Genomic DNA, 25,379 nt, shown 5'->3' on the forward strand with positions numbered 1-25,379 from the left:
GGCCCGGCCCCGGGCGCGGCGGACGGCCGCCGGCGCGTCGTCACCGGGCGGATCCGGGCGCCGGCCGGGACCTGGCGCCGGTCAGGAGAGGGCGCCGCGGCCCGCCGTCTCCAGCACTCCGTGGGGCGCTTCCAGCTCGGCGGAGGAGCCGGCCCCCGTCCACCGCCCGAGCGCCATCTCGGCGGTGATCCCGGGCCCGAACCCGGCGACGATGCCGCGTGCCCCGTCGGTCACCACGCCCTCGTCGAAGAGGCGGCGTACAGCGTCGAGGACGACGGCGCTGGCGATGTTGCCGTACTCGGTGAGGGTGCCCCGGCTGAACCGGAAGGCCTCCGGCGCCACTTCGAGGAAGCGGCTGAGGTCGTCCAGGATGCGCGGGCCGCCGGCGTGGATGATGTAGAAGTCGAGCCCGGTGGCGTCCCAGCCGTGCTGGTCGGCCATCGTACGGAGCGCGGGGGCCAGCGGTTCCATGGTGGTGGGCACGCGTTTGTCCAGCAGGAAGTGGAATCCGGTGGCGCGGACGCTGTAGGCGATCCAGTCGGTGGTGTCGGGCACGAGGTGGGAGCCGTTGCGCTCCATCCTGATGCCGGTGCCGCCCTCGCCCCGTACGACGGCGGCGGCGACCGCGTCGCCGAACAGACCGTTGGAGAGCAGCGAACCGACACCGAGGTCCGTCGGCTGGTAGCAGAGCGAGCAGAACTCGCAGGCGACGATCAGCACATTGCTGCCGGGGTAGGCCCGGCAGAAGTCGTGTGCCCGGTTGATGGCGGCGCCGCCCGCCGCGCAGCCGAGCTGGGCGATCGGGAGCTGCCGGGTGTGGCCGGGGAAGTCCATCGTGTTGATCAGCCAGGCGGTCAGTGACGGCATCATGAAGCCGGTGCACGAGACGTAGACGATCATGTCGATGTCAGCGGGGCGCAGCTCGGCGTGGTCGAGGGCGCGCCGGACCACCTCGGGGACCCGGCGCTTGGCCTCGGCCTCGTACAGCATGTTGCGGTCCTCGAAGCCGGGATGGCGCAGTGTTTCCTCGATGGGCTGGACGATATGGCGCTTTCTGACCCCGGTGTTCTCGATCAGCCGCAGCGCGAGCGGCAGTTGCGGGTGGTCCGCGTGGAGCGAGCGCGCGAGGGCGAGCGTGTCCTCCATGGTGATCACATGTTCGGGGACCGAGACCGCGGGTTTGCACAGAGTCGCCACGACGCGCTCTCCTTCATTCGTGTTCGCTGTGAACTGGGGCCCACATTCGGGGCTGGGCCACCGCCCCGCAACCTGGGGAAAACAGGTGGCAGAACCGCAGGGCCGTCGGCCGGGGACGGATCGGCGGGGGAACCGAAGAGCCGTCAGGATTCCACGCGCGACTACGGAACGTAGGGAAGGCGTCGGCGGGATCGCCCGTTCAGGGGGTAGTGGAGCCGCACGGACATCACCGGAGGCCGGACGCGGGAGGGATGGTCCCCATGGCGTTCTGGTGGTGTGCGTACCGGATTCCGGCTGGTGGTGACGGTCGCCCGAGGGGGCTCGCTCCCCCCGTCCCGGCGCCCGGCGGACGGCGGCGTACGGCCCGGAGTTCGCACGGCGCCCGGCGTGTCGCGGGCGCGGGATGCCCGGTGGCGGGCCGGTGATCCTGCTGACCGGGGTCACCGGCACCGTCGGGCGGCTCGTGGCGGAACGTCTCACCACCGCGGAGCCGGTACGGCTGCTCTCCCGGGACCCCCGCCGGGCCGCCGCGCTCGCCGGGCCGGGCACCGAGGTCGTGGGCGGTGACTTCGCGGATCCCGCCTCGCTGGCCGCCGCGCTGACCGGGGTGCGGGCGGCGTTCCTGGTCACGGCGGACCCGCTCGCGCCCGCCCACGACGAGCACTTCGTCACCGCGGCCCGCCGCGCCGGCGTCTCCCATGTGGTGAAGCTGTCGGCGTCGGCGGTGGCCGAGCCCGACGCCGACGACCTGATCACCCGCTGGCAGCGCGGCGCCGAGGATCTGCTCCGCGCCTCGGGGCTCGCGTGGACCTTTCTGCGGCCCCGGGCGTTCATGTCCAACACCCTGGGCTGGGCCCGTTCGGTCCGCGACGAGGGGGTGGTGTGCGCCTTCCGCGGCACGGCGCCCCATGCCACCGTCGATCCGCGTGACATCGCCGAGGTCGCCGCGCTGGCCCTCACCGGCGCCGTGCTCCCGGGCCGCGCCCATCCGCTCACCGGCCCGGCCGCGATCAGCGCGGCCGAGCAGGTCGCCGTGGTCTCCGGGCTGCTGCGGCGCCCGCTGCGGCTGGTGGAGCTGACCCGGGACCAGGCGTACGAGGGCCTGCTCGCCCGCTGGCCGCGCCCGGTGGCCGACGCGCTCCTGGCGGGCGCCGACCGGCGGGGTTGGGGCGCCAGGGCGCGGGTGGAGCCGGCGGTGCGGACACTGCTCGGGCGACCGGCCCGGCCCTACCGTCTCTGGGCCCGGGACCACCTCGCCGCCTTCGGCGGCTGAACCGGCCGCCGTCCGCGCCGGCGCCATGGCCCGGCGCCCGACCGGCCGGTCCGCCGCGCCGTCAGCCCGGCTGTGGCCCCAGGGACCGCAGCAGCATCGGCAGTGACCGGCGCAGTTCACGCTCCCAGTAGACCGGGTCATGCGTGCCCCGGTAGAAGTGCGTGGTCAGCGGCGTGCCCTGACGGCGCAGGCGCTCCGCCACCGCCCGGCTCTCCTCGCCCATCAGGGCCTCGGTAGGCGAGATGACATCCTCGGGGAAGGGGCGCGCCGGATCCTCCAGGCCGGGGATCTCGGGGTCGGGCCGCACGTCATCGGGGTCGAGCGCGCCGGCCCGGCCGTCCCCGCTGGAGACGAACACCGGGGTGCGGCCCAGCCACGGGGCGAGATGGTACGGGTCGTGCGCCTCCCAGACGCCCCGCTGGGCCACCGGATCGCCCCAGAGGCGGCGCCAGTCCAGCCCCAGGTAGGTCATCGCCGCCCGGACCGCGCGCGGATGCGCCGACGGGTGGACGAATCCGCTGTAGCTCGCGGCGCCGCGGAACATCCCGGGGTTCCTCGCGGTGTACGCGAGCGCCCCGAAGCCGCCCTGGGACTCCCCGGCCACCGCCCGGCGCGTCCCCGCCCCGTACCGGCGCTCCAGCAGGGGCCGTACCTCGCGCAGATGGAAGGTCTCCACGGCGCGCGGGCCGTCCTCGGCCCGCCGCCACCAGTCGCTGTAGAAGCCGAACAGCGGCATGGCGGGCATCACGACCAGGGTGTGGCGCAGCTCGGGCAGGTCCTGGATCCCGTACTCCTCGGTCCAGGTGAGATGGTCCCCGTCGCCGCCGGCCAGCAGGTACAGCACCGGCCACCGGTCACCTGGGCGGCGCTCCTCCCAGCCGTCGGGGGTGAGCAGCCGTACGGCGCCGTCCCCCGCCAGGGCCGGGGAGCGGACGGTCAGATCGACCAGCCGCTCCCCCGCCGCCCGCTCCTCGATCACCCGCGCGCCGCTGTCGCGTTCCGTCCGAACGGCCCCGCCCGCGGGCGGGGCGGCGGGGCCGGTCACGGCGGCGGCGCCGAGGGCGCCCGCCGTGACCAGGGCGGCGAGGGCGCGGCGTAAGGCTTGTGTGCGGGGCATGGTCCTCCTCCTTCGGGCTGTGCGGGACAGGACGGCCGCACGGGTGGAGAAGTTGCCCGCCGTGGGCCCGGCCCGCCCCGGAGAAAACCCGGAATCACCCTGACCGTGGGCGCCGTGGGCTCCGTGGCGGCAGACGGGGGACGGCGGCGGGGAATCCGGCCCGGCGGGCGCCGTTGCCCCTTGTGAGAGCGGCGCCGCTGCGGGCAGCATGCGGCCATGTCTTCCCTTGCTCCCGCCGTACGCCCCTACCGTCCCGAGGATCTGCCCGCGCTGTACGACATCTGCGTACGCACCGGGGACAGGGGCCGGGACTCCCGTCACCTGTACCCCGACCTCGAACTGCTGCCGAGCATCTTCGCCGCGCCCTACGCCGTACTGGAACCGGAGCTGACCTTCGTGGTCGACGACGGGACGGGCCGGGCGGTCGGCTATGTGCTCGGCACCGCCGACACCGCCGCCTTCGTCACGGCGTTCCGTGAGGTCTGGCTGCCGCCGCTGACGGGCCGTTATCCGATGCCGACGGGGCCGGCCCGTACCCCGGGCGAGGAGATGACCGCCCTGCTGCACCGGCCGGAGCGGATGGTCCTGCCCGAACTGGCCGGGTATCCCGCGCACCTGCACATCGATCTGCTGCCCGAGGCCCAGCGCCAGGGGCACGGCCGGGCGCTGATGCACGCCTTTCTCGGCGCCCTGCGTCACCGCGGTGTCGAGGCCGTCCATCTGTCGATGGCCACCGCCAACACCCCGGCCCGCGCCTTCTACGACCGGCTCGGCTTCCATGTGATCGCGGTGCCTGACCCCGCTCCCGTCACCTACCTCGGGCGTTCGACCATCGTGGACGGAGCCCCTTCAGCCCGGTGAGGAGACGCGCGTCCCCCGGGGACGCGCCCGGACACGGCTGTCAGGCACCGCCCTTCCTGGTGACCGCCCCGGCCGCCGCGCCCATGGCGGCGCCGGCGACGACCAGGACGACGCTCACATAGATCTCGTAACCGTCGAAAAAGCTCACCCTGGACACGAAGGACCAGAGCCGGAACCACCCGTCGGTGAGTTCGTACAGCAGACCGCCCACCCCTTGGGACAGCAGGACAAAGCAGAGGAATCCGAGAAACGTCTTCACCCGCCCAGGCTAGAAACCGCACGTCGGGGCGGCTATTGGCCATCGGGCGCGGGCTTCGGGACGAAAGTCGCCCGCGCCGTGGCCACTGTTCATCCCAAAGTCGCCGCTCCCACCGTGCCCCGCCCGGCGGCCGTGATCCGGATCCGCGCCCGGGTGGTCACCCCGCTGACGGTCACCGCGAGGGTGACCGTTCCCGGCCGTAGCGCGGTGAGGGTGCCGGTGGCCGGGTCGAGGACCGCGGCGTGGCGCGGCCGGGCGCCGGCACGGTCACCGATACGGAGGTTGAGGGAGCCGGTCCAGTCGGCGCTGAGCGGAAAGCCGACGGGGACGCTCCGGGCGCCCTGGGCGACCGTCGCCGTCACGGTCGCGCCGCGACCGGGTGTCAGCGTGGCCGGGGCGTCGAGGATCAGCGCGTCGGTGTGCGCGCGGGTCGCCACGGAGATCCAGTCGGGGCCGCCCGTCCACGGCTTCAGCCGGGCGGCCGTCCACGCGCTCCTGGAGACCTGGTCCACCCCGACGAGCGACCAGCCGGTGAAGCCGCCCTCGCCCGGCGGGGCTGCGGGCGCCTTGCCGGAGTTGCCGTTGATCAGATACGGCACGCCGTCCACGCGTGAGGCGTCGAAGACCCCGACGTGGCCGCCGATGAACGCGGCGCCCTTGCCCGTCGTACGGCGGAACTCCGCGAGCCACTGTTCGAGGAGCGCGGCCTCCTTGCGGTCGCCGAGCCGGCTGGCCTGCTGGACGGTCGGGTCGCGTGGCGGTACGTGCTCGATCACCGTCACCGAGCCGATCCGGTCGTCCCGCGCCGCCGCGTCGAGCTGCTCCCGTACCGCCCTGATCTGGGCGAGGCCGCCGCCGCGCAGGGTCAGGCTGGAGGTGTCGAGGGTGAGGAAGCGGGTGCCCCGGTGGTCGAAGACCCGCTGGGCGGGCCCGAACCGCGCCACGAACTCCCCGAGGGAGCCGCCCATCACCTCGTGGTTGCCGGGGACGTAGTACCAGGGCAGCGCGTCGCCCAGTTCTTCGGTGAGGACCTTCCGGGCGAAGTCGAGGTCGGCGGGCGAACCCTCGTCCACCAGATCGCCGTTGACGACGAGGAAGTCCGGTTTCGCCGCCCTTATCTCGCGCAGGGTACGGCGGGCCTGGGCCACGATCGCGCTGTCCGGGTCACGGGCGACGAACTGCGCGTCGGACATCACGGCGAACCGCCAGTCGCGCCCCGCGGTCCTCGCGGCCGTGGCGATCAGCGGGTCGGCGGCGCGGGGCGCGGCGGGCAGGTCGACGGCGGGCGGCACCTGCGCCGTCAGCTCGTCGATGACGACCTCCCCGGTGTACTGCTCGGCCGCCGCTGTCTCCGCGAGGTAGAAGCGGTGCACGGCGAGCGGGGTCGCGGCCCCGGCCGGTACGTCGAAGGTCACCTGCCGCCAGCCGGTCCAGGTGAGGTACGGGCCGCGCAGCAACTGGTCGGAGCCGGCCGCGTCCTTGAGGTGCAGGGTGGGCCAGGCGCCCTTCCCGTCACCCTTGATCCAGAGCTTGAAGGACTGCGGCTGACCGGCCACCGGGAGCGGGAGCGGCGGGGTGGCGTAGGCCGCGCGGGTCGCGGTGGAGCGGGTGAAGTCGTAGCGGAGGGCGAGCCCGGTGCCGGTGCGGCCGTCCGGGGTGGCCGCGACGGAGCCGTCCGCCCGTGCCTGGCTGAAGGTCCAGGACGCGGCGTCGTCGAAGCCGGAGACCTGCTGTTCCTCCAGTCCGACGCCGACGGCGAGCGCGGTGGTGACCCCGCCGGCCGTGGCGGTGATCCGGCCCGCGCCGCCGTCCTTCAGCGCGGCGACGGTGAAGGAGCCCCGGCCGTCGTCGGTGACGGAGAAGAGGGCGCGGTCGTAGCGGAGTGTCACGTCGCGGGGTTCGACGGGCGCGCTGGTGCCGTGCGCGTCGAGCCCGACGATGCCGAAGGTGCCGGTGGCCGTGGCGTCCGCGAGACCGATACGCGGGGTGGTCGGCCGGATCCGGTCGAGCGGGGCGAGCACCGTCAGTTCGGTGGAGCCGTGGGCGCGGCCGCGTTCGGCCCGTACCGGTGCGGTGCCGCCGGACCGCGCGGTGAAGACGCCGTCGCGGTCGACCCGGCCCACGGCGGGCCGCAGGCTCCGCCAGTGCGCGGCGCCGGCCGCGGGGCCGTAGGTCTCGTCGTACCCGGCGGCCGTCAGACGGCGGGTCAGCCCGGGGAAGACCCGTTCGGGGTGGCCGCCCTCGACGGGGTCGACGGTAGGGGCGGCGCCCGGGGGCGTGCGGGGCTCGACCCAGAAGCCGGTCAGCTTTCCGCTGCCGTCGGGGGCGGTGAGAGCGAGGCCGTTGGGGACGGTGCGCTCGCTGCCGTCGGAGGGGCTGTTCTCCACGCGCAGCGCGTCGCCGCCGGGTGCGCGGGCGACGAGGGTGGAGGAGCCGCCGCCGTCGAGGTTGAGCGCGCTGTACGCGCCGGCCCGCGCCATCATCAGGCCCAGTTCGGTGAGGGTGACGCCGCCGCTGTCGGCCTGCCTGCCGTCGACGGTGATCACCTGCATCGTGGTGCCGTCGCGGGAGAAGCCGACGGCGGTGCGGGGCGCCGCGGTGTTGTTGCCCTCGCCCTCGTGGCTCACCGCCCTGCCGTCGGTGACGAGGAGTTCCCGGCCGCCGACGGCGGTACGCGGCACGGGCCCGCCGTCGTCGGTGCGCGGCCGGTACTCCAGGGTGACCGGGTCGCCGGGGCGCAGCGCGGCCAGTGCCTCGGCGCCCGCCTCCCTGCCGACCAGGACGGTCGTACCGGCGGCGACGGGCCCGGTGCCTGGCCGGTCGGTGACGGAGACGACGCGCCCGTCCCGTACGGCGGCCTCGGCGACCGGGGCCGCCCGGTCCACGGTGAGCGTCCGGTCGGCCTCGCCCCAGGCGGCCGTGTAGGCGCCGATGCCGCCCGCGGGCACGTTCGCCGCGTTGTACGCCTCCAGCGCGCGGGGCCCCGAGGGAAGGGTGACGGTGCCGTCGAAGTAGAGCCGCAGCACGCGTCCCGCGCCGCCGGGTCCGATACCGACCGCCTGGTGGGTGCCGGGCGCCGGGGAGTGCACGACCTTCCCGTCCGCGATGCCGGGGCCCTGCGGCGCCCCGGTCTCGTTGATGTCGAAGAAGTCCGCGTTGATCGCGGCGACGGTGCGGCGGCCGGGCCCCGGGTCGTGCCGGGCGGCGAGTTCGGAGACCGTACGGCGGTCGGAGACCTTCCCGGTGGAGAGGTAGTCGGCCCGCGCGCCGCCACTGCCGAGATCGACGGAGAGGGTGTCGACCCGCAGCCACTTGTCGGATTCGAGCCGGTCGTAGGAGGACAGCCGGACCCCGGGGGCGACGGGCCGGGCGGTGCGGGCCGTCTCGATGCCGTCGCCGTCGGCCACGGAGCGCGCCGTGGCGGCGGATCCGGCACTGGCGGGCGGCGGTGCGGCGGGCCGCAGGATCTCCGCGGCGGTACGGGGGCGCGGGTCGGGGGTGGAGTCGGCGGCGGACGGGGCGCTCGCCCCGACGGTCAGGGCGGTCACGGCCGCGACCAGCACGGCGGTCCGCCCGGCGATGCCTGGGCCCACAACTTCTCCTGGATGACGGTGAGTGGACATGGCTGAGCGCTGCTTCGCTGACACGCCCAGGATTGCCGTGCACACGCCAATGAACCAGGGGTTCGCGGGAACGATGTGGAGAACACGCGGTGACAAGGGCGAAGGCGAACGGGTCAACGCCGCGCGGGCCCCTCAGGTCACGTCACGTCACGCCCGGGGAAGGAGGACCACCGGGTCCCGTGGCGTCCCGGCGCAGAAGCAGCAGGGCCATGTCGTCGCCGCCCCCGGGCTCCCCTACCGTGCCGAAGAGCAGATCGGCCAGTGCGGGCAGCTCCGCGGGGCCCGTCCGTACGGCCTCCCGGAGCGCTTCGAGGCTGTCGCCCAGATCGGTGCCGGGCCGTTCCACCAACCCGTCGGTGCACAGGAGCAGGGTCTCGCCGGGACCGAGCACCCCGTGGGTCACCGGGTAGCCGATGCCGCCGTGTCCGGCGAACTCCGCGGAGAGGCCGAGCGGCAGCCCGCCGGCCGTCTCGATCCACTCGCACCGCCCGTCGGCGTGCCGCAGCAGCGGGTCGAGATGGCCGGCGCGCACGATCCGCAGCCCTCCTCCTACCAGGTCCGCCTCCACATACGTACAGGTCGCGAAGCGTTCGGTGCCCAGTTCGCGCAGCAGCGCCGAGGCCCGGGCCAGCGCGGTCGGGGGCGGGTGGCCTTCGGCGGTGTACGCCCACAGCGCCATCCGCAACTGGCCCATCACCACGGCCGCGTCCGTGTCGTGGCCCTGGACGTCACCGATGGTCAGCCCCACCCGGCCACCGGGCAGCGGCAGTACGTCGTACCAGTCCCCGCCGACGCTCCGGCCGAGCCGCGCCGAGCGGTACCGTACGGCGGTCGACGCGCCGGGGACGTCGGGGATGCTACGGGGCAGCATCGCCTGCTGGAGCCCTTCGGCGAGATCGTGCCCCTGCTCGTAGAGCATGGCGCGCTGCAGGCTCTGCGCGATGGAGCTGCCGAGGGCGAGCAGCAGCGTGCGCTCCTCGTCGCTGAAGGCGCCGGGCAGCGGGGAGAGCAGCCCGAGCACCCCGATCGGGGCGGCCTGGGCGATCAGCGGCAGATAGGCGCCGGAGGAGACGGAGAGGGACGCGATGTACGGCCAGAGCAGCGGGTAGGAGGTTCTGAACTCCTCGCGTGAGCCGATGAACCGGGGCCGCCGGGTCCGTACCACCTCGCTCATCGGGAAGGCGTCGTCGACCCGGGTGTAGCGCAGTTCCGGTACGTACGATCCCGCGCGCCCCTCGGCGACCAGCCGGATCCGGCCGCCCTCGACCACGCCGAGCATCACGCTGACCGCGGTGAGATGGCCCAGCGCCTGCGGGTCATGGAGCACGTCGAGGACGTCCTCGACGCTCGACGCGCGGGCCAGCAGGGCGGTGGTCCGGGTCACCACCCCGGTCAGCCGGCGGCGCGCCTCGGTCAGATCGCTCCGGGCGGCGGCCTGGGCCAGCTCGTGCTCGGCGCTCCGTACGACACCGATGAGCCGGCGGGGCCGTCCGGCGGCGTCGTGGCCGAGATGGGCCTGGGCGTGGGCCCAGCGGGAGGATCCGTCGCGCAGCCGGACCCGGAAGTACGCGCTGTGCCGGGCGGTGCCGGCCTTGAGGGCCCGGGCGGCGAGGGATTTGAGCCGGGCGGCGTCGGCGTGCGGGATCCGCCGCAGCAGCGTCGCGGGGTCGCCGCCGTACTCCCCGGGGAGCAGGTCGAGCACGGCGAGGGCGGCCGGGTCGAGGTGGAGCAGCCCGCTGTCGAGGTCCCAGTCGAAGCTGCCCATGCGGTTGAGGGCCAGGCTCCGGGCCGGGCGGGCCGGCCAGTCGTCCGGCAGCGGTACGGCAGCCGGAGGTGTGCCCCGATCGGCCATGGAGCAACCATCTCACCGATCGGTCCCGGCCACTCCCCGGAGGCGCGAACCGCCGGACGGGGCGGCCCGCGCGGCCGGAACACGCCGCGGCCCCCGCGCTCCGGCCGGGAGGGCCGGTCCCGCTGCCTTCTCCGTGCGGGGCACTGCGCTGACCAGGTGATGATCCGGACCACCGACATCGAATGGCCGCTGGTCCGTTACCCAGGGTGAGTCGGGGCGTTGAAGTGCGTGAAGGCCGCGCATCCCGCGGCTGTGTTCGAAACGTTCAAGGAGAAACTTGATGTCGCGTATCGCGAAGGCAACCGCCGTTCTCGTCGGCACGGGCGCCGTCCTGGCCGGTGGCGCCGGTATGGCCGCTGCCGACGCCGGCGCCGAGGCAGCGGCCATCGGCTCACCCGGTGTCCTGTCCGGCAACGTGGTCCAGGTGCCCGTGCACCTCCCGGTCAACGTGTGCGGCAACACCATCGACGTGGTCGGTCTGCTCAACCCGGCGTTCGGCAACAAGTGCGCCAACCTGTCGGGCGAGCACCACCGCGGCTACGGCGGCTGAGACCGGTTCGGCGGCGCGCGGTCCCCGGACGGCGTGCCTGGAGTGAGGGACGGCCTCCCGCGTGTGCACGCGGGAGGCCGTCGCACGTACCGGGCGGTCGAGCGCGCCGGACGGTTCAGGTGTCGTAGCGGTAGTGGGAGCGGTGGTCCAGGAGCGAGGACGGCGTGACCTTCCAGGGCGGCATGGGCTCCTCCAGGCTCAGCACCCGGCCCCGCTGCGGGTCCCCCTGGCCCAGCGCGGTCCTCGGCAGATAGGCCGCCGAGGGGTGCTTGCGCTGCCAGCGGTCCCAGAGCAGGTCGACGAAGGCGTGGTGGAGCCAGAACACCGGGTCGTTCGGGGAGTCCGCGCCGAGCATGTGCCCGCCGACCCAGCGGTGGACACGGTTGTGGTTGCGCTCGCGGTGACCGGACATCCACCCCTCCAGACGGTTGCGGAAACCGGTCCTGACGGTCGAGTCCCAGGGCGGCGCGTCGTACACCGTCTCGTTCATCGCCCAGGCCAGCTCGTCCCCGGTCGGCAGGGCGACCGGGTCCGACGGGCGGCCCAGGTCGCGGGTGAGGTACTTCCCCTCCGTCACCTTGCCTTTGATCGACCAGTCACCGTTCTGGTAGGCGAAGGGCCCGGTCATGACCTGCTGGTCGCCCGAGCGGCCGGTGCCGCCGAGGAAGTCCTCGCCCCACAGCGCGGCGGCGGGGGTCCGGTCGGCCGTCCAGTCCCAGTACGGGACGCTCACGTGCGGGTCGACCCGCTGGAGGGCCCGCTCGAACTCCAGCAGGAAGTGCCGGTGCCAGGGGAAGAACGTAGGGGCCATGTGTCCCGTGCGGACACCGTCCTCCGTGTCGGAGACGTAGTACCGGGCGTGGACGCGGACGAACTCGTCGTACTCGCCGCGCCGTTTGAGTGCGAGTACGGCGCCGACGAAGCGCTTCTTCTCGGCGCCGGTGAGCGCGCGCTGGTTCTTCCTGGTGTACACCGGTGAGGGGCTCCCGCCGTCAGATGTGAGGGTCCGGGCCGTGGTGCGGTCCGTGGACCGGCCCGGCGGGCGCCAGTTGGGCTCCGCCGAGGTCGTCGACCGCCGCGCGGGCCGCTGCGAGCGGGGTCGGGAAGGACTCGTAGTGGTTGACGACGCTGAGATAGCTGCCGTCGGCCCGGCGCATCATCCGGAGCGGCCGTCCGTCGATCCGGATGTCGGGCACGGGCCCGGCGGATACGGCCGCTCCCGTGGCGATCGCGGTGGCAGCGCCGGTGGCCCCGGGGGCGACCCGGATGTGCCGTCCCCGGTAGCGCTCCTCCAGGACGCCGTCGGCCGTGGCTCCGGCGTCGTCCGGCGGCGGCAGGTGCGGCGGCGTGCCCCGCCCCGCCCGGACGACGGGGACGAGCGCCGCCGAGGTCCCCGCGACCGTACCGAGGGTGAACAGCGCGCGCAGGAAGTGGCGCCGGGTGCGGTGCGCTCCGCGTGGTGTCCGTCGCCCTCCGGGCCTCGCCGGGAATCCGCCTGGCATGAAACCTCCCTCTCGTTGCCCTGAACGGGACAACGAGAGGGAGTCGATACGGTTCCTCCGATACCGACGACCGTCACCGTCGCCGTCACCCGTACCGGATGCCCGCTGGAGTGATGAGGCAGGCTGTGACCTGCGGCCGGTCGCCGGCCGGGTACCACGTTCGAGCACGCAGGAGGCAGAGTTGTCCGCCGAGGAACCCGGGCCCAGGGCATCGTCGCCGTCCGGCGACGGCCCGGATCCCGCACCGCCGGGCGCCGGCCGGGTCAGGCGTCTGGCCGGCGCGCTGAGGCGTACGCCTCTCGCGCTGTGGCACGACGACGCCACGGACCGGGCCGCCGCGCTCACCTACTACGCCGTTCTGGCGATCTTTCCGGCGCTGCTGGTCACTGTCTGCTCCATCGGGCTGGCCGGGCCCGACGCCAGCGGGAAGCTGGCCAACCAGGTCGCGGCCATCGTGCCGGGGCAGTCGCGGGCCCTGGTGCACAGTTCGCTGGAGGAGATGGCGCGCCAGCGCTCCGCGGCCTGGCTGCTGGCGGCGTTCGGCACGGTCGGCGCGCTCTGGTCGTCCTCCAGCTATCTCGGGGTGTTCCGCCGGGGGCTGCACGCCATGCACGGCGCGGTCGACCACCGGCCGCCGTGGCGTACCGCGCCACGGATCGCGCTCACCGCCTGCGCGCTGCTGGCGCTCCTGGTGACCAGCGCGATCACGCTGGTGCTGACCGGCGAGGCCGCCGCGGCGGTGGGGCGGATGCTGGGGATGGGCACGGCGGTGCTGTGGGTGTGGAACGCGCTGAAGTGGCCGCTGTTGCTGGCGATCGCGGCGGTGCTGGTGCTGATGGTGTTCCGGACCGGACCGCCCGGAACGCGCCGGCTGCGGCGCGCGCTGCCCGGGGGAATCCTCGCGGTGGCGCTCTGGCTCCTGACCTCGGCGGCGTTCGCCGTCTACACGGCGCACGCGGGCACGTACAACCGGCTCTACGGCTCGCTCGCCGGGATCATTGTCTTCCTGGTGTGGCTCTGGGTCACCAATCTCTCGCTGCTGGCGGGCGCGCAGTTCAACGCGGAGCTGGCGCGCGGGGAAACGGTGCGAGGGGAGACAGTGCGCGGCCGTCCGGCGGACCGGCTGAGGGCTACGTAGCGCACGTACGGCGCGGCGTCCTGGTACGCGAAGGGGCCGGTGCGGACGGGGAGGTCCCGTCGCACCGGCCCGGTCGCGTACCTGGGGTGATGCCGTCAGCAGCTCAGGTTGGATCCGGGGGTGGTCCCCAGGATCTGGGTGAAGCTCTGGTAGCTGTTGATGCGGCTCTGCACCTGCCCGGGGTTGCCCCCGTTGCACTCGATGCTGCCGTTGATGGAGCGGATGGTCTCACCGAAGCCTCGGCCGTTGACCATGGCGTTGTGCGGGGTCATCGTGCCCGGGCCCGTCTGGGTGTTCCAGTACCAGAGGGCCGTCTTCCAGGCCACGGCCGCGTCGGTCTGCACCAGGTTCGGGTTGCGGAGCAGGTCGATGCCGAGCGCGTCGCCCGCCGCCTTGTAGTTGAAGTTCCAGCTCAACTGGATCGGTCCGCGCCCGTAGTAGGCGGCCTGCCCGGCGGGGCAGCCGTAGGGCTGGTTCGCGTCGCAGTAGTGCGGGTAGTTGGCCGTGTTCTGCTCGACGATGTGGACGAGACCGCCGGTCTCGTGGCTCACATTGGCGAGGAAGGCGGCGGCCTCCTGCCGCTTGACCGTGTCGCTGCCGGTGTTCGCGAACGCCGGGTAGGCACTGAGCGCCGCGGTCAGGCCGCTGTAGGTGTAGAAGGAGTTCCGGCTCGGGAACATCTGGTTGAACTGGCTCTCGCTGACCACGAACGAGCCCGAGGGCGGCGGGTCGCTCGGCCCGCCGGTGCAGGTGTAGGGCTCCCAGTACCAGGTGGAGATGACCGGGTCGTAGCCCGGGTTGTCGTGCTCGGCCCGGTAGAGCTTGCCGTCGGTGTACCGGACGATGTCACCGGTGACGTACGACCGTCCCGCGGCCCACGCGGGGTAGTCGCAGCTCGTGCCGGAGCCGCCGCCGGGGCTCGATCCGTCGCAGCCGCCCAGGTCGGCCCAGACGTCGCTGGTACCGGGGGCCTCGCCCTGCGTCCACCACTTGGCCGACCAGTTGCGACCGTTGTACGAGGCGGTGGCGCCGCCGGTGTAGACGGCGGACGCCGACCAGCCGGAGGCGCAGGCCGCGGCGGACGCCGAGGAGGCCGGCAGGAAGATCACCAGGGCGAGGGCCGCTGCCATCGCCGTGAGGAATGCAAGTGCGCGCTGTCTCAAACGACTCACTCCTTCGCGCGAGCGACCGGGTCAGGCGCTCGCCATGGGGGGTGAGCAAGAACCAACCGGAATCGCGTGCACCTGTCAAGGTCTAGACCAAGTCGGGGGCGACGTGGCGTCACTTCCCGGCCGTCAGTGGCGTGAACGCGCCAGTGTGGAGGCGCGGACGACCAGTTCGGGCTGGAGCACGATGCGCCGGTGCGTGTGCGCCGCGGCGGCGTCCCCGGTCTCCTCGATGAGCAGATCGGCCGCGGTGCCGCCGAGCTGGACGGCGGGCTGGCGCACCGAGGTCAGGGGGACCGCGGCGGCCGAGGCGAACTCGATGTCGTCGTATCCGACGAGCGCGATGTCCTCGGGCACCCGCACGCCCGCGTGGTAAAGGATCTGGAGCACACCGAGCGCGAGCAGGTCGTTGGCGCAGAACACCGCGTCGGGGCGGGGGTCCATGCCCAGCAGCCGCGCTCCGGCGTCGCGGCCCTCGGTGACATCGAGGCGCGCGGCCTCCACATGGCGCAGCGCACCGGGCGGCAGTCCCGCCTCCGCGAGGGCCAGCAGCGCCCCCTCGCGGCGGTTGCGGCACTGCGCGAGGTGCATCGGGCCGCTGATGTAGACGATGTGCCGGGAGCCGCCGCGCAGCAGATGGCGGACGGCCAGGGCGCCGCCGCTGACGTCGTCCACGGAGACCGAGCAGCCGTCCGCGCTGGGCACGACGCGGTCGACGAGGACGAACGGAATGTGGTGGCGGCGGAACGCGTCGAGGTTGCGGCCGCTCAGGTCGGCCGGGGTGACCAGGACGCCGCGTACCTGCTGTTCGGAGAAGAGCGTGAGATACGTGGCCTCCTCGGCCGGGGACTCCGCGCTGTTGCAGAGCATCACACCGAGCCCGGCGGCGCGCGCGGAGCGCTCCGCGCCGGAGGCCACGTCCACGAAGAAGGGGTTGGCCATGTCGAGGACGAGCATGGCCAGAATACGGCTGCGGCCCGCGCGCAGTTGGCGCGCGGACTCGCTGCGTACGTAGCCGAGCCGTTCGATGGCGGACAGGACGCGCCGGCGGGTCTCCTCGGTGACGGACTCGGGGCGGTTGATCACATTCGAGACGGTGCCCACCGAGACACCGGCCTCCCCCGCCACGTCCTTGATCCCCACCGGACGACGCATCAGACGGAGACTTCCACGAGCTCCAGGCCTGACAGACCGGAGAGCGCGCGCAGTTCCGGCAGGAGCCGGCCGGTGGCCAGGGCCCAGTGGTGGCCGACGCCGCTGGCGCTCCACGCGTCGGTCCACTCGCCCGGGTCGCAGCCGAAGTCGACCCGGGAGGTGGTGTTGCCGATCTCCAGGTGCGGTCCGTCGACCACCTCGCCCTCGGCGGCGATCAGCCGGTAGCGGCCGTCCCGGGTCTGGCCGATTCCGACCAGGGTGACGGGGCCGTGCCGTACGTCGAACTCGACGGAGACGCCCCAGCCGCGCTTGCCGTGGTAGACGCCGAGTCCGCGCAGCAGGGGCCGGCGGGCACTGATGGCGAGGTGTCCCGGACCGTCGTGGCCCATCTCGACCACCCCGGCGTCGAAGTCGAGGGCCTGGAGTTCGGTGAAGGAGCCGCCCGCGCCGAGCCGGTCGGTGACCAGCATGGCCAGCGACGTACGCAGCTCGTACTCGCCGCAGGCCGGGATCCCGCGCGCGGTCAGCAGCGAGGAGCCGAGAATCATGCCGGCGCCGAGCCGCTCGTGGATCTCGGCGTCCAGACCGCGGTGGTAGTAGGCGAGGGAGTCCAGGTCGAAGTCGGCGACGAGCCGGTCGAGACCGACGGAGACCCTGGCCGCCCAGCGCAGGTCCTCCTCGACCACGGAGTCGGCGAGTTCGAAGACCTCCCGGGTCTCCTCCAGCTTCGCGGCGAGCGCGTCGTCGCCGACCTGTTCGACCCGCACCCGCAGATCGTCGAATTCGACGACTTCGACATGGCCGCCGAGCTGTCCCGGGACCATGGTGAGGTCGGTCGACACGTCGTACATCCCCGGGTAGAGATGGCCCATCAGTCCGTGCCGGCCGCCGCGCAGCACGGCACCTACCCCGGCGGCACGGATCCAGCGGCCGATGCGCCGCCAGGCCCGCTCGTCCTCCAGATGGCCCGAGACCGAGCGGAAGGGCACACCGACGCGCTCGAAGGCGTTGGCCATCTCGGGCAGCGGACAGGCGCCGCAGTAGGCCAGCCACTTGCCGGTGTCGAAGGAGGCGTGGTCCATGGCCGGGGAGGGCTGGAGGTTGATCAGCAGCACGGGCGCGCCGCTGCGCTGCGCGACGGGGACGAGCATCGTGGCCGTCATGTAGGTGGTGAGGAAGCCGACGATCAGATCACAGTCGGCGGCGCGCAGCTTCTCGGCGGCCTCGGCCCCTTCCCGGGCGTCGGAGATGAATCCGACGTCGACGACCTCGGCGTCGAACTCCCGCATGCGTTCGGCCACGCGCGCCGCCGACCTCCGGAGCTGCGGGAGGAGATCGGGGAACTGGGGCCAGTAGGCGCCCAGGCCCCCGGCGACCAGTCCGATCCTGGGCTTGCGGGCGACGGCGGGTGTACGGGTGGGGGTACGTGCGGTCATGGCGGCTCCTCTGTACCTCTCTGGGCGGGACGGCGTTGTCAGGACGGCAGCCGGAAGTCGACGACGCGCAGGGCGGACGGGGTGGTGCCGCTCGACTTCTGCTGGTACATGAACGACAGGACACCGTCCTGGGCAATGCGCGTGTCGTCGACGACGACCTCACCGAAGGCGTTCAGTCCGGCACCGTCGAACAGGGTCTTCCAGTCGGTGTACCCCGATGCCTTGGACGCGGCGACGATCCGGCCGTACGGCAGGACGGCGTAGGCGTTGTCGTACCGGTCGAGAACGAGCCGGGTGCGCTGGCTGGAGCCGAGCGCGACCGGTATCTCGGTCTTCTTCCAGGTGCCCGCCTCGTTCTTGAAGAGGTGGAAGGCGCGGCCGTTCGCGGTGCGGTCGGCCACGTAGTTCGTGGTGCACTGGCCGAAGCGGCCGGGGACGTAGCTGATGACGGCGTGCGGCAGTCCGGCCGAGTCGACGGCCTGGCTCTCCTGGTTCATCAGCGAGTGGTCGGGGTTGATCGGGTCGACGACCGTCCCCGTGTCCCCGACGGTCACCTGGTCAAAGCCGCCGGTGGTACCGGCGACACCGCCGGCCGCGGTGCGCCAGGTACGGCCGCGGTCCGCGCTGTACACGTAGCCGGTGTCGTGGTTGGTGATACCGCCGCCGGCGCACATGACGGCGCCGTTCTGCTCGCGCCACGTGAAGAAGGCGTGCAGCCGGCCGTCGGCGCCGTAGTCGATGCCGTGGAGGTACATGTTGCGGGCGGTGCTGGAGCCGTGCTCGCTGGTGTACGTACCGGTGGATCCGGCCCATTCGCCGAGGGCGGTCCACTTCGAGCCGTCGTACTCGGCGAGCGCGTTGCGCCCGTTGCCGGAGACACCGGCGCGGTAGCTGAGCTGGAGGCGCCCCTCGGGGGTGGCGACGAACTGTGGATAGGTGAACTGGGAGGTGAGCGCGAGCCCGTCGAGGGTCGTCTGTACGGCGCCGAACTGGCCGCTGTTCCAGGCGTGTCCGGCGGGGTCGTCGAGGAGCCCGGCCGCCGACTTGACGTAGAAGAAGCCGCTGCTGTGCGAGTCCATGTTCAGGTGCAGCCGGCCGTCGGCACGGGAGAGGCCCATGGAGATGACGTTGTGGGAGTCGTCGACGGTGAGCCGGTGCGGCAGCCGTACCGTCTGCCAGGAGGTGGCGCCCAGGGCGCGGCGGCCGACGACGGCGGTGCGGTCGGCCGTGTACCAGGCGGCGTACTGGTGCCCCCGGTAGGTCAGCAGACCGTTCTTCTGGAAGGAGTTGTTGTTGACCAGGCCGTCGTACGAGACGAAGTAGACGGCCTGGCCGTCGAGCTGGGTGTCGGCGACCCGGGTGACCGCCGGCGCGGGGTCAGCCGCGGTGGGCGCCCCGGGGAGCGCCGCGGTGGCGAGGAGTGCGAGGGCGGGCAGTGCGGCGGTCAGGGGCCTCATGCGCGGATCTCTCCTTCGTCCTGCGGGTCGTGGACCGGGCGGGTGCCGTGGTGCCGGGCTGGCGAGCTGCCGGACGGGGGTCAGGGGCGGGTCAGGCGAGGTGGAAGACCTCGGTGAGGGGGCGCATGGCCTCGTCCGGCTTGGCGCCGTCCAGCGCCTCGAAGAAGTCGGCCATCTCGTTCTGCCACCGGGTGTTGACATCGGTGGCGGCCATGGCGGCCTGGGCCGCCGCGAAGTCCTCGGTCTCCAGATAGCCGACGAGCAGGCCGTCGTCGCGCAGGAAGAGCGAGTAGTTGTGCCAGCCGCAATCCGTCAGGGCCCCGAGCATGTCGGGCCAGACCTCGGCGTGGCGTTCGCGATATTCGGCGATGCGGTCCTGGCGGACCTTCAGCAGGAAGCAGACGCGTTGCACGGACGTCACCGTTCCGATCGGTCAGAAGTCGAACGTGTCGATGTTCTTCTTGTCGAAGACGGTCGGCTCCCCGAGGATGACCTCGCCGTCCTTGCCGATCGTGTACTCGCCGAGTTTGCCCGCCTTGAACTTCTCGCCCTCGGCGCCGGTGATCTGCCCGGAGGCAAGGGAGGCCGCGGCGTAGGAGCCCAGGTAGCCCAGCTCCTCCGGGTTCCACAGGGAGAACTGCTCGACGGTGCCGTCCTTGACGTACTTGCGCATCTGGTTGGGTGTGCCGAGCCCGTTGAGGACGACCTTGCCCTTGTACGAGGAGTCGCTGAGATAGCGGGCGGCAGCGGCTATCCCGACGGTGGTGGGCGAGATGATGCCCTTGAGGTCGGGGTAGGCCGAGAGGAGCCCCTGGGTCTGCTGGAAGGACTTCTGGTCGGCGTCGTCCCCGTACGCGACCTTCACGAGCTGCATGTTCTTGTACTTGGGCAGCTTCAGCTCGTCCTTCATGAACTCGATCCAGGTGTTCTGGTTCGTGGCGTTCTGGGTGGCCGAGAGAATCGCGATCTTGCCCTGGTACCCGATCTGTTCGCCCAGGTGCTGGACGAGGCTGCGGCCGATCTCCTCGGAGCTGGCCTGGTTGATGAAGAGCTGGCGGCAGTCCTTGGCGGTGTCGGAGTCGTACGCGACGACCTTGATGTCCTTCTTCATGGCCTGCTTGAGCGGGCCGCACACGGCGTTGGGGTCGTTGGCCGCGATGAGGATGGCGTCCTGGCGCTGCTGGATGAGGGTGTTGATGTACGAGACCTGGGAGGAGGCGTTGGCGTCGGAGGGGCCGACCTCCTTGCCGGTGGCGCCGTACTCCCCGGCCGCCGCGATCCCGGCCTCGTCGACGATCTTCTCGTAGGGGTTGTTGATCTGCTTGGGCAGGAACGCGAGCTTGAGGCCCTTCTTCAGGGGCGCGTCCGGGTCGGCCTTGGCGCCGGAGGCGGCGGTCGCGGTGTCCTTCTCCGCACTGTCCTTGGTGGTGCCGGAGCAGGACGTCAGGGCTACGGCGAGGGCACAGGCGGTGGCGGCGGTGGCGGCCGCACGGCGTCGGGCGGGGTGACGGATCAGCATGGCGGGCGGGACCTTTCGGGAGGCTCGGCGGGCTCGGGGAGACGGGGCGGGGGTCAGGAACCGGGGGCGGTGGCGCGCCGGTGCCTTCGTTCGACGGCGGCGGCGATGACCCGGGGGGTGAGGACGGAGGCGACGAGCAGCAGCCCGGTCACGATGACCTGGACCTCGTTGGGTACGTCGTTCAGCGTGAGCAGGTTCTTCAGGACCCCGATGAGCAGTACGCCGGCGACCGCGCCGAAGAGCGTGCCCTTGCCGCCGTCGAAGTCGACACCGCCCAGCAGGACGGAGGCGATGACGAGCATCTCGAAGCCGAGGCCGTTGTCGGCGCGGGCGCTGCCGTACCGCAGGGTGAAGACGACACCGGCGAACGCGGAGACCGCCCCGGTGAGCACGAAGAGGATCAGCTTGAAGCGCTTGACCCGGATACCGGCGAAGTAGGCGGCCTCCTCCTGGGCGCCGATCGCGAACAGCGACCGGCCGAAGGCGGTGGCGTGCAGCACCACGGCGGTGACCACGGCCAGCACGAGGAAGAGGAGCACGGGGTAGGTGAGGAAGGTGCCGGGGACGGTGGTGGTGTCCACGGCCCAGTCCGCGTACGTGGCGGGGAAGTCGGTGACCGCGTCGCTGCCCAGTGCCACGGAGGCGAGGCCGCGGTAGAGCGCGAGCGTGCCGATGGTGACCGCGAGCGAGGGCAGCCCCACCCGGGTGACGAGCCAGCCGTTGAGGAGACCTCCGGCGACGCCGACGAACAGGACGACGGGGACGATCGTCTCGAAGGCCCAGCCCGCGTTCCACAGGGCGCCGGTCAGCGCGGAGCCGAGGCCCAGCATGGAGGCGACGGAGAGATCGACCTGTCCGGCCACCACCAGCAGGGTCATGGGCAGGGCGATGAGGGCGACCTCGGCGATGTCGTTGAACGCGAAGGCCAGGTTCTCGCCGGAGGCGAACCCCTCGGTGGTGCCGAGGCCGACGGCGAATACCGCGACCAGCAGGGCGCCGACCGCCGTGTCCCAGCGCAGCCCCACGGCCCGTACACGCTCCCCCGTCGTGGTGGGGCGCTCTTCGGGCGTCCGCACCGGGGGCCGCGGCGCTGCCTGTGTGTCAGGCGCCATTCCCATGTCGGGCGCTCCTCTTCCTCAGTGCTGCGGTCATGCGCAGGGAGACGATCCGGTCGACGCTGATGGCCGCGAGGAGCAGCGCGCCGGTGATGGCGCCCTGCCAGAAGGCATCGACCTTCAGGACGATCAGCGCGCTGCCGATGGTGGTGAGGAGCAGGGCGCCGAGCGCCGCGCCCCAGACCGTGCCGGTGCCGCCGGTGATGGCGACGCCACCGACGACGACGGCGCTGACGACGGTGAGTTCCCAGCCGTGGGCGTTGTCCGCGACGACGGTGCCGAAGCGGGCGAGCCACAGGGCGCCGGCGAACCCGGCGACGGCGCCGGAGAAGGCGTACGCGCCGAGGATCCGGCGGCGGATCGGGACACCGGCGAGCCGGGCGGCCTCGGGGTTGGAGCCGATCGCGTACAGCTCGCGTCCGGAGCGGTAGCCGCGCAGGAAGTACGCGGTGGCGGCGAGCAGGGCGAGGGCGATGAGCGGGAGGTACGGGATGCCGAGGACGCTGCCGCTGCCGAGGCCCAGGATCGGGTCGGGGACGTCGTTCGCGCTGATCTGGTCGCCCTGCGCCCACCAGTAGTCGAGCCCCTGGATGATGTAGAGCATGCCCAGGGTGACCACCAGCGCGGGGACCCGGCCGAAGCTGACGAGGGCTCCGCTGACCAGCCCGCAGGCGACGCCGAGGGCGATGCCCAGCAGCAGGACGGTGAGGACGCCGTGGTCGGTGCCGGCGACGAACTTGCCGCAGGCGAAGGCGGAGAGCCCGACGACCGAGCCGACCGACAGGTCGATGTTGCGGGTCACGACGACCACGGACTGGCCGACGGCGAGCAGGACCAGGATGGAGGCGTTGAGGAGGAGGTCCTTGACGCCCTGGTCGTCGAGGAAGCGCGGGTTGGAGATCCAGGTGCCGAGGATGAGCAGCGCCAGCGCTCCGGCGATGCTGATCTCCCTGGCCCGGAACACGGTGTCGACGAGTGAGCGTGCCGAGGACGCGTCCTTGGTGGTGTCCGGGGTGGGCCGGTCGGTCAGGGTGGTCATGCCGCCGTCCTTTCGCCCAGACCGGTCGCCGCCGCCATCACCGTCTCCTCGTCGGCCTCGGCCCGCGGTATCTCCGCGGTGAGCCGTCCTTCGTGCATGACGAGCACCCGGTCGGCCATGCCCAGCACTTCGGGCAGGTCGGAGGAGATCATCAGGACGGCGAGTCCGTCCGCGGCGAGCGCGGAGAGCAGCCGGTGCACCTCGGCCTTCGTGCCGACGTCGATGCCCCGGGTGGGTTCGTCGACGATGAGCACGGAGGGTTCGGTCGCCAGCCATTTGGCGAGGACGACCTTCTGCTGGTTGCCGCCGGAGAGCACGCCGACGGGGTCGGCGAGGCGGTTGTACTTGAGCTGGAGGCGTACGGCCCAGTCGGCGGCCCGGCCGCGCTCCAGGACCTGGCGGACCATTCCGCCCCTGCCGAGCCGGCCGAGCCCGGTGAGGCCGATGTTCCGTTCGATGGACATGTCCATCACGAGGCCGCGCAGCCGGCGGTCCTCGGGGACCAGGGCGAGCCCGGCGGCCATGGCGGCGGTCGGTGATCCGGCGGGCAGGCTCCGCCCACCGGCCTGGACCTCGCCCGCGTCGGCCCGGTCGACGCCGAAGACGGCCTGCGCCACCTCGCTGCGGCCCGCGCCCACCAGCCCGGCCAGGGCGACGATCTCGCCCCGCCGTACGTCGAAGGAGATGTCCCGGAAGACGCCCTCCCGGGTCAGTCTCCGTACCGACAGCGCGATCTCGCCGACGGTCGCCCGCTGTTTGGGGTACAGCTCGCCCAGTTCGCGGCCGACCATGGAGCGGACAAGGTCGTCCTCGGTGAGCCCGGCCAGCGGCTGCGAGGAGATCCAGCGGCCGTCGCGCAGGGTCGTGACGCGCTGGCAGAGGGCGAAGATCTCCTCCAGGCGGTGGGAGATGAACAGGACGGCGGCGCCCTCGGCGCGCAGCGTCCGTACGACGGAGAAGAGCCGGGCGGTCTCGCCGCCGGTGAGCGCCGCGGTGGGCTCGTCCATGATCAGGACGCGCGCGTCGAAGGAGAGCGCCTTGGCGATCTCCACGATCTGCTGGTCGGCGATGGAGAGCCCGCGGGCGGGCCGGTCGGGGTCGAGTTCCACGCCGAGCCGTTTCATCAGGGCGGCGGTGGTCTCCCGTACGGCCCGGTGGTCGATCCGGCCGAGGGCCCGGCGCGGCTGGCGGCCCATGAAGATGTTCTCGGCGATCGACAGGTCGGGGAAGAGCGTGGGCTCCTGGTAGATGACGGCGATGCCCGCGTCCCTGGCGTCGGCGGGGCCGTGGAAGACGACGGGTTCGCCGTCGAGGAGTACGTCCCCGGCGTCCGGCCGGTGCACCCCGGCGAGTGTTTTGATCAGCGTGGACTTGCCCGCGCCGTTCTCACCGGCGAGGGCGTGCGCCTCGCCGGGCAGGAGTTGGAGGGAGACGTCCCGCAGGGCGCGTACGGCGCCGAAGGACTTGCTGACGTCCCTCAGGGCCAGAACGGGGGCGGGGGCCGGTGCCGGGTCCGGTGCGGGTTCCGTGCCGGGGTCCGTGGCGGACTCGTTCATAGGGGCTCCTCAGCGAGGGGGACGCGTTGTGCCACCCGCCCTGAAAGGTTTCAATGAGGTTGCACGGAAGCTAAACGGCACGGGTCGGCGACGTCAATGGGGTGTGCCCGAGATTTTCGGGCGAGTCCGACGGGGCACGCTTCAAGGCGTTCAAAGGTGACGCGCGGAGGGTTGACACGGATGAGGGACTCCCCTAACTTCACGCGATGAAACGATTCATAAAGGATCGTGACATCGACTCGCCTCGCGAGTCCGCACCACGGGAGCGCTGAGAGATGACGGGTCGATCCGCCGTGTCCGCTGTGAAGGCGGCGCTGAAGTCGCAGGCAGTCGAGACGCCGTCGTGGGCGTTCGGGAACTCCGGTACACGGTTCAAGGTCTTCGCGCAGCAGGGCGTGCCGCGCACGCCGCAGGAGAAGCTGGCGGACGCCGCGCGGGTGCACGCCCACACGGGGGTCGCGCCGTCGGTGGCGCTGCACATCCCCTGGGACCGCGTGGACGACTACGGCGCGCTCGCCGCCCACGCGCGCGAGCTGGGGCTGCGTATCGGGGCGATCAACTCGAACGTGTTCCAGGACGACGACTACAAGCTCGGCTCGGTCACCCATCCGGACGCCGCCGTGCGCCGCAAGGCGCTGGGGCATCTGCTGGAGTGCGTGGACATCATGGAGGCCACCGATTCGCGCGATCTGAAGCTGTGGTTCTCCGACGGCATCAACTACCCGGGCCAGGACGACATCGCGGCCCGGCAGGGACGGCTCGCCGAAGCGCTGTCCGCGGTGTACGAGCGGCTCGGCGAGGGCCGGCGGATGCTGCTGGAGTACAAGCTGTTCGAGCCCGCCTTCTACGCCACGGACGTGCCGGACTGGGGAACGGCGTACGCGCACTGCCTCAAGCTGGGCGAGAAGGCCCAGGTCGTCGTGGACACCGGGCACCACGCGCCGGGCACCAACATCGAGTTCATCGTGGCGGTGCTGCTGCGTGAGAGGAAGCTCGGCGGGTTCGACTTCAACTCCCGCTTCTACGCGGACGACGACCTGATGGCCGGGGCCGCCGACCCCTTCCAGCTCTTCCGGATCATGTACGAGGTGATCAGGGGCGGCGGGTTCACGGCGGACACCGCGTTCATGCTCGACCAGTGCCACAACATCGAGGAGAAGATCCCCGCGATCATCCGCTCGGTGATGAATGTCCAGGAGGCCACGGCCAAGGCGCTGCTGGTGGACGCGGACGCGCTGGACGAGGCCCAGCGCTCGGGCGATGTGCTGGGCGCCAACGCGGTGATCATGGACGCCTACAACACGGATGTGCGCCCGCTGGTGGCCGAGGCCCGCACCGAACTGGGCGCGGACGCCGATCCCGTCGCCGCGTACCGCGCCTCCGGCTACGGCGAGAAGATCGTCGCCGAACGGATCGGCGGGACCCAGGCGGGCTGGGGCGCCTGAGAGCCTGCCGGGTGACCTCGGCCGCCCGGTCAGAGGTCAGCCGACAGGCTCTGAGCCGTCGGCCGAGCGGCGCCGTCCACCTGCCCGGCCGTCCGTCCGCCCGTCTCGTACCCCCGTAC

21 protein-coding genes are annotated in these 25,379 nt (G+C 72.5%); 5 read left to right on the plus strand and 16 right to left on the minus strand.

The genetic code is table 11. The features are described 5' to 3' along the window. Positions 1–81: 81 nt before the first annotated feature. Entirely contained in the window at positions 82–1,680 is a 1,599-nt protein-coding gene (locus ACIQ7D_RS32550) for a type III polyketide synthase (protein ID WP_403943873.1), read from the minus strand. Here ACIQ7D_RS32550 and ACIQ7D_RS32555 point away from each other — a divergent pair. Beyond that, positions 1,619–2,470: an NAD(P)H-binding protein gene (locus ACIQ7D_RS32555; RefSeq protein WP_403943875.1), complete on the plus strand. Its 852-nt coding sequence runs from the start codon at positions 1,619–1,621 to the stop codon at positions 2,468–2,470. The genes ACIQ7D_RS32550 and ACIQ7D_RS32555 overlap by 62 nt on opposite strands. Before the next feature lie 61 nt (positions 2,471–2,531). Here the strand turns inward: ACIQ7D_RS32555 and ACIQ7D_RS32560 are convergent, their stop codons facing one another. After that, positions 2,532–3,587, minus strand: coding sequence for an alpha/beta hydrolase (locus ACIQ7D_RS32560; RefSeq protein ID WP_403943877.1), 1,056 nt, complete (start codon positions 3,585–3,587; stop codon positions 2,532–2,534). Positions 3,588–3,803: 216 nt separating this feature from the next. Here ACIQ7D_RS32560 and ACIQ7D_RS32565 point away from each other — a divergent pair, with 216 nt between their 5' ends. Further along, positions 3,804–4,448, plus strand: coding sequence for a GNAT family N-acetyltransferase (locus ACIQ7D_RS32565; RefSeq protein ID WP_403943879.1), 645 nt, complete (start codon positions 3,804–3,806; stop codon positions 4,446–4,448). Positions 4,449–4,488: 40 nt separating this feature from the next. Here the strand turns inward: ACIQ7D_RS32565 and ACIQ7D_RS32570 are convergent, their stop codons facing one another. The 3 genes from ACIQ7D_RS32570 to ACIQ7D_RS32580 all read right to left on the minus strand — a co-directional run bounded on the left by ACIQ7D_RS32570 (position 4,489) and on the right by ACIQ7D_RS32580 (position 10,182). Beyond that, positions 4,489–4,707: a hypothetical protein gene (locus ACIQ7D_RS32570; protein ID WP_403943881.1), complete on the minus strand. Its 219-nt coding sequence runs from the start codon at positions 4,705–4,707 to the stop codon at positions 4,489–4,491. Positions 4,708–4,796: 89 nt separating this feature from the next. Then, a complete protein-coding gene (locus ACIQ7D_RS32575) occupies positions 4,797–8,300 on the minus strand; it encodes a phosphodiester glycosidase family protein (RefSeq protein ID WP_403943883.1) in 3,504 nt (1,167 codons plus the stop codon). Between the two features lie 172 nt (positions 8,301–8,472). Next, on the minus strand, positions 8,473–10,182 hold the full coding sequence (locus tag ACIQ7D_RS32580) for a SpoIIE family protein phosphatase (protein WP_403943884.1): 1,710 nt from the start codon (positions 10,180–10,182) through the stop codon (positions 8,473–8,475). Positions 10,183–10,462: 280 nt separating this feature from the next. Between ACIQ7D_RS32580 and ACIQ7D_RS32585 the strand changes: the two genes are divergently transcribed. Next, positions 10,463–10,732, plus strand: a complete 270-nt coding sequence (locus ACIQ7D_RS32585; RefSeq protein WP_403943886.1) for a chaplin — start codon at positions 10,463–10,465, stop codon at positions 10,730–10,732. A 115-nt stretch (positions 10,733–10,847) separates the two neighbouring features. Here ACIQ7D_RS32585 and ACIQ7D_RS32590 read toward each other — a convergent pair whose 3' ends face one another. Further along, complete coding sequence (locus ACIQ7D_RS32590) at positions 10,848–11,705, minus strand: tyrosinase family protein (RefSeq protein WP_403943887.1); 858 nt, start codon at positions 11,703–11,705, stop codon at positions 10,848–10,850. Between the two features lie 19 nt (positions 11,706–11,724). Next, the gene (locus tag ACIQ7D_RS32595; protein ID WP_403943888.1) at positions 11,725–12,234 is read right to left on the minus strand and encodes a tyrosinase family oxidase copper chaperone; all 510 of its coding nucleotides are present in this window, start codon (positions 12,232–12,234) and stop codon (positions 11,725–11,727) included. 181 nt (positions 12,235–12,415) lie between these two features. Between ACIQ7D_RS32595 and ACIQ7D_RS32600 the strand changes: the two genes are divergently transcribed. Further along, a complete protein-coding gene (locus ACIQ7D_RS32600) occupies positions 12,416–13,372 on the plus strand; it encodes a YihY/virulence factor BrkB family protein (RefSeq protein ID WP_403943890.1) in 957 nt (318 codons plus the stop codon). Between the two features lie 95 nt (positions 13,373–13,467). Here the strand turns inward: ACIQ7D_RS32600 and ACIQ7D_RS32605 are convergent, their stop codons facing one another. The 9 genes from ACIQ7D_RS32605 to ACIQ7D_RS32645 form a co-directional block, all read right to left on the minus strand. After that, positions 13,468–14,502 (minus strand): glycoside hydrolase family 19 protein, encoded by a 1,035-nt coding sequence (locus tag ACIQ7D_RS32605; RefSeq protein WP_403943965.1) that lies wholly within the window; start codon positions 14,500–14,502, stop codon positions 13,468–13,470. A gap of 165 nt (positions 14,503–14,667) precedes the next feature. Further along, positions 14,668–15,693: a LacI family DNA-binding transcriptional regulator gene (locus ACIQ7D_RS32610; RefSeq protein ID WP_403943891.1), complete on the minus strand. Its 1,026-nt coding sequence runs from the start codon at positions 15,691–15,693 to the stop codon at positions 14,668–14,670. After that, positions 15,693–17,129 carry an arabinose isomerase gene (locus ACIQ7D_RS32615; RefSeq protein ID WP_403943893.1) on the minus strand — a complete coding sequence of 479 codons (1,437 nt, stop codon included), beginning with the start codon at positions 17,127–17,129 and terminating at the stop codon, positions 15,693–15,695. The genes ACIQ7D_RS32610 and ACIQ7D_RS32615 overlap by 1 nt, the downstream gene beginning before the upstream one ends. A 38-nt stretch (positions 17,130–17,167) precedes the next feature. After that, entirely contained in the window at positions 17,168–18,586 is a 1,419-nt protein-coding gene (locus ACIQ7D_RS32620; RefSeq protein ID WP_403943894.1) for a BNR repeat-containing protein, read from the minus strand. Between the two features lie 91 nt (positions 18,587–18,677). Next, positions 18,678–18,998, minus strand: coding sequence for an L-rhamnose mutarotase (locus ACIQ7D_RS32625; protein ID WP_403943895.1), 321 nt, complete (start codon positions 18,996–18,998; stop codon positions 18,678–18,680). Positions 18,999–19,019: 21 nt separating this feature from the next. Further along, positions 19,020–20,105, minus strand: coding sequence for a rhamnose ABC transporter substrate-binding protein (gene rhaS / locus ACIQ7D_RS32630; RefSeq protein ID WP_403943897.1), 1,086 nt, complete (start codon positions 20,103–20,105; stop codon positions 19,020–19,022). A 53-nt stretch (positions 20,106–20,158) separates the two neighbouring features. Further along, on the minus strand, positions 20,159–21,223 hold the full coding sequence (locus ACIQ7D_RS32635; protein ID WP_403943900.1) for an ABC transporter permease: 1,065 nt from the start codon (positions 21,221–21,223) through the stop codon (positions 20,159–20,161). Continuing rightward, on the minus strand, positions 21,207–22,259 hold the full coding sequence (locus ACIQ7D_RS32640; RefSeq protein ID WP_403943903.1) for an ABC transporter permease: 1,053 nt from the start codon (positions 22,257–22,259) through the stop codon (positions 21,207–21,209). Before ACIQ7D_RS32640 ends, ACIQ7D_RS32635 begins: the two co-directional genes overlap by 17 nt. Beyond that, positions 22,256–23,815 (minus strand): sugar ABC transporter ATP-binding protein, encoded by a 1,560-nt coding sequence (locus ACIQ7D_RS32645; protein ID WP_403943905.1) that lies wholly within the window; start codon positions 23,813–23,815, stop codon positions 22,256–22,258. The genes ACIQ7D_RS32640 and ACIQ7D_RS32645 overlap by 4 nt, the downstream gene beginning before the upstream one ends. Positions 23,816–24,090: 275 nt before the next feature. Here ACIQ7D_RS32645 and rhaI point away from each other — a divergent pair, with 275 nt between their 5' ends. Next, complete coding sequence (gene rhaI / locus ACIQ7D_RS32650; RefSeq protein WP_403943907.1) at positions 24,091–25,260, plus strand: L-rhamnose isomerase; 1,170 nt, start codon at positions 24,091–24,093, stop codon at positions 25,258–25,260. Positions 25,261–25,379: the final 119 nt, after the last annotated feature.

The organism is Streptomyces sp. NPDC096310, from assembly GCF_044763125.1.
Classification (GTDB): Bacteria; Actinomycetota; Actinomycetes; order Streptomycetales; family Streptomycetaceae; genus Streptomyces.